Source organism: Streptomyces sp. NPDC005393 (genome assembly GCF_040606675.1).
GTDB lineage: Bacteria > Actinomycetota > Actinomycetes > Streptomycetales > Streptomycetaceae > Streptomyces.
This window is the reverse complement of the sequence record NZ_JBEXFG010000116.1, coordinates 1-3,227: the sequence shown is the minus strand read 5'-3', so window position 1 is coordinate 3,227 and position 3,227 is coordinate 1. Positions and strand designations below refer to the sequence as shown.

The following is a 3,227-nucleotide window of genomic DNA, read 5'->3' as shown; positions in this document are numbered from 1 at the left end:
AGGGCGCGCTCGACGGTGCCACGGACCAACCCCTGACCTCGGTTCACGTTCTGGGTGTGGGTGAGCGTGAGCGGGTCTTGGTGGACTGGAACGACGGCGCCGCGCAGGTGCCCGTGGATTCGCTGCCCGCGCTGTTCGACGCGCAGGTGGAGCGGACCCCGGACGCGGTGGCCGTCCAGTTCGGCGACACGCGGTTGACGTACGCCGAGCTGGACGCCCGGGCGAACCGGCTGGCGCGGCTGCTGGTGAGCTGCGGCGTCGTACCGGAGTCCCTGGTCGCCGTGTGCCTCGACCGGTCGGCGGACCTGGTGGTGTCCCTCCTGGCCGTACTGAAGGCGGGCGGCGCCTACCTGCCGATCGACCCCGGCTACCCGGCCGAGCGCATCGATTTCGTCCTGGGCGACGCGACCCCCGTGTCCCTGATCACCGACCGGGAGACGCGCGACCGGGTGCTCGGCGAGGACGCGCGGGCGCTCGGAGTGGTCGCCCTGGACGACCCGGCCGTAGCCGGGGAACTGAACGGCCTGGACGCCTCGCGGCTGACGGATACGGACCGGGCAGGTCGACTGCTGGCCTCGCACCCCGCGTACGTGATCTACACCTCCGGGTCCACCGGACAGCCCAAGGGCGTGGTCGTCACGCACGCCAACGTGTCGCGACTGTTCTCGGAGACGCGGAACCGGTTCGCATTCGGAACCGGAGACGTGTGGACGTGGTTCCACTCGTTCGCGTTCGACTTCTCGGTGTGGGAACTGTGGGGCGCCCTGCTCTACGGCGGCCGCCTCGTCGTCGTCCCGTTCGACGTGTCCCGCTCCCCGCAGGACTTCCTGCGGCTGCTGGTCCGCGAGCGGGTGACGGTCCTCAACCAGACGCCGTCCGCGTTCTACCAGCTGATGCAGGCCGAGGCGCAGGAGCCGGAGCTGGGCCACGAACTGAGCCTGCGGACCGTGGTGTTCGGAGGCGAGGCACTGGATCCGGCCCGGCTGCGGGAGTGGTACTCCCGGCACCCGCAGGACGCGCCGGTGCTGGTGAACATGTACGGGATCACCGAGACGACCGTGCACGTCACCTACGCGGCACTGGACGCGGCCGCAGCCACGGACGGAGCCCCGAGCCTCATCGGCCGGCGGATCCCCGATCTGCGGCTGTACGTCCTGGACGGGAGGCTCGAGCCCGTACCGGTCGGAGTGGCCGGTGAGCTGTACGTGGTCGGCGGCGGCCTGGCGCGAGGCTACCTGAACCGTGCGGGGCTGACCTCGGACCGGTTCGTGGCCTCCCCGTACGCCGACGCGGGCGAGCGCATGTACCGGACGGGCGACCTGGTGCGATGGGACGCGGACGGGAACCTGGAGTTCGTCGGCCGCGCCGACGAACAGGTCAAGGTCCGGGGCTTCCGGATCGAGACCGGTGAGATCGAGGCGGTGCTGGCTGCCTGCCCGCAGCTGGCCCAGGCCGCGGTCGTCGTCCGCGAGGACACACCCGGTGACAAGCGCCTGGTCGCCTATGTCGTGCCCGCAGATGCCGCGGAACCGGCCGTGGGCGACGGCACCGCCGCAACGGTCCGGCAGTTCGCCACTGAGCGACTGCCCGGCTACATGGTCCCGGCGGCCGTCGTGGTCATGGACGAACTGCCGTTGACGGTGAACGGAAAGCTGGACCGCAAGGCGCTGCCGACACCGGAGTACGCCGTCACCGCGGGATCCGGCAGGGGTCCGTCGACCCCCGAGGAAGAAGCCCTGTGCGAAGCGTTCGCCCAGGTGCTGGGGCTGGAGAAGGTCGGTGTGGACGACGACTTCTTCGCTCTCGGCGGCCACTCGCTCCTGGCCGTGCGGCTGGTCAGCCGGGTCCGGGTGGAGCTGGGCGTGGAAGTGGGGATCGGGTCGCTGTTCGAGGCGCCGACGGTCGCGGGTCTTGCACAGCAGCTCGGAAAGAAGAAGTCAGCCAGGCGGCCGGCGTTGCGGCCCATGCGTACCCAGGGGGATTCCTGATGTTGCCGTTGTCATTCGCCCAGCGCCGTCTCTGGTTCGTCGAGCAGCTCGAGGGCCCCAGCCCGACATACAACATTCCGATGGCCATCCGGCTGTCGGGCCAGGTGGACAGCGGGGCGCTGAACGCCGCCCTGCGCGATGTGATCGGCCGCCACGAGGTGCTGCGCACCGTGTTCGCGGTGGCCGACGGTGAGCCGCATCAGCAGGTGCTGGCGCTCGCGGACCTGTCCTGGAAGCTCGACGTGGTGGCCCTGTCCACCACGGACGGTACGGGCGGCTCCGACGGCTCCGTGAACGTGCACGCCGCGGTCGCCGAGACGGCGAGCCACGCCTTCGACCTCTCCTCCGAAGTGCCGATCCGGGCCTGGCTGTTCACGGTGGCGCCCGACGACCACGTGCTCCTGGTGGTGGTCCACCACATCGCCGCCGACGGCTGGTCGATGGGCCCGCTGGCCCGTGACGTGTCGATGGCCTACGAGGCCCGCTGCGCGGGCCGGGCGCCCGAGTGGGAGCCGCTGCCGGTGCAGTACGCGGACTACGCGCTGTGGCAGCGCGAACTGCTTGGCGACGATCAGGACCCGGACAGCGTCGTCTCCCAGCAGATGACCTACTGGCGCCAGGCGCTGGCCGGTGTACCCGAGGAGCTGCACCTGCCCTTCGACCACGCGCGTCCCACGGTCGCCAGCTACCGGGGCCACACCGTGTCGCTGAACATTCCGGCGGACGTGCACGCACGGCTGGCGGAGCTGGCCAGGTCCGAGGGCGCCACGACCTTCATGGTCCTGCAGGCCGCGCTTGCGGTTCTGCTGTCGCGGTTCGGCGCCGGAATGGACATTCCCATCGGCGCGGCCGTCGCGGGACGCACCGACGAGGCCCTCGACGACATGGTGGGGCTGTTCGTCAACACGCTGGTCATGCGCACGGACCTGTCGGGAGACCCGACGTTCCGTGAACTGCTGGCCCGGGTAAGGAAGTCGGGGATCGCCGCGTTCGCGCACCAGGACGTGCCGTTCGAGCGGCTGGTCGAGGAACTCGCCCCCGCGCGTTCCCTGGCCCGCCACCCGCTCTTCCAGGTGATGCTCACTCTGCAGAACAACGCCGAGGCGGCCCTGGACCTGTCGGGTGCCGAGCCGACGAGCAGGCTCTCGGCGGGCACGTCCGCGGCGAAGTTCGACCTCGAGTTCAGTGTCGGGGAGTCCTTCGGGCCCGGCGGCGTGCCGGCGGGTCTGCGCGGTGCGG

At 70.9% G+C, this 3,227-nt stretch carries 2 protein-coding genes; both read left to right on the top strand.

Annotated elements, in window-relative coordinates; translation table 11 throughout:
* Positions 1-1,988, top strand: a 1,988-nt coding sequence (locus ABZS71_RS35400) for an amino acid adenylation domain-containing protein (RefSeq protein ID WP_356216915.1), incomplete at its 5' end; no start/stop codon positions are given.
* Positions 1,988-3,227 (top strand): condensation domain-containing protein (locus tag ABZS71_RS35395; RefSeq protein ID WP_356216912.1); only part of this gene is annotated, 1,240 nt, incomplete at its 3' end. The genes ABZS71_RS35400 and ABZS71_RS35395, both read left to right, overlap by 1 nt.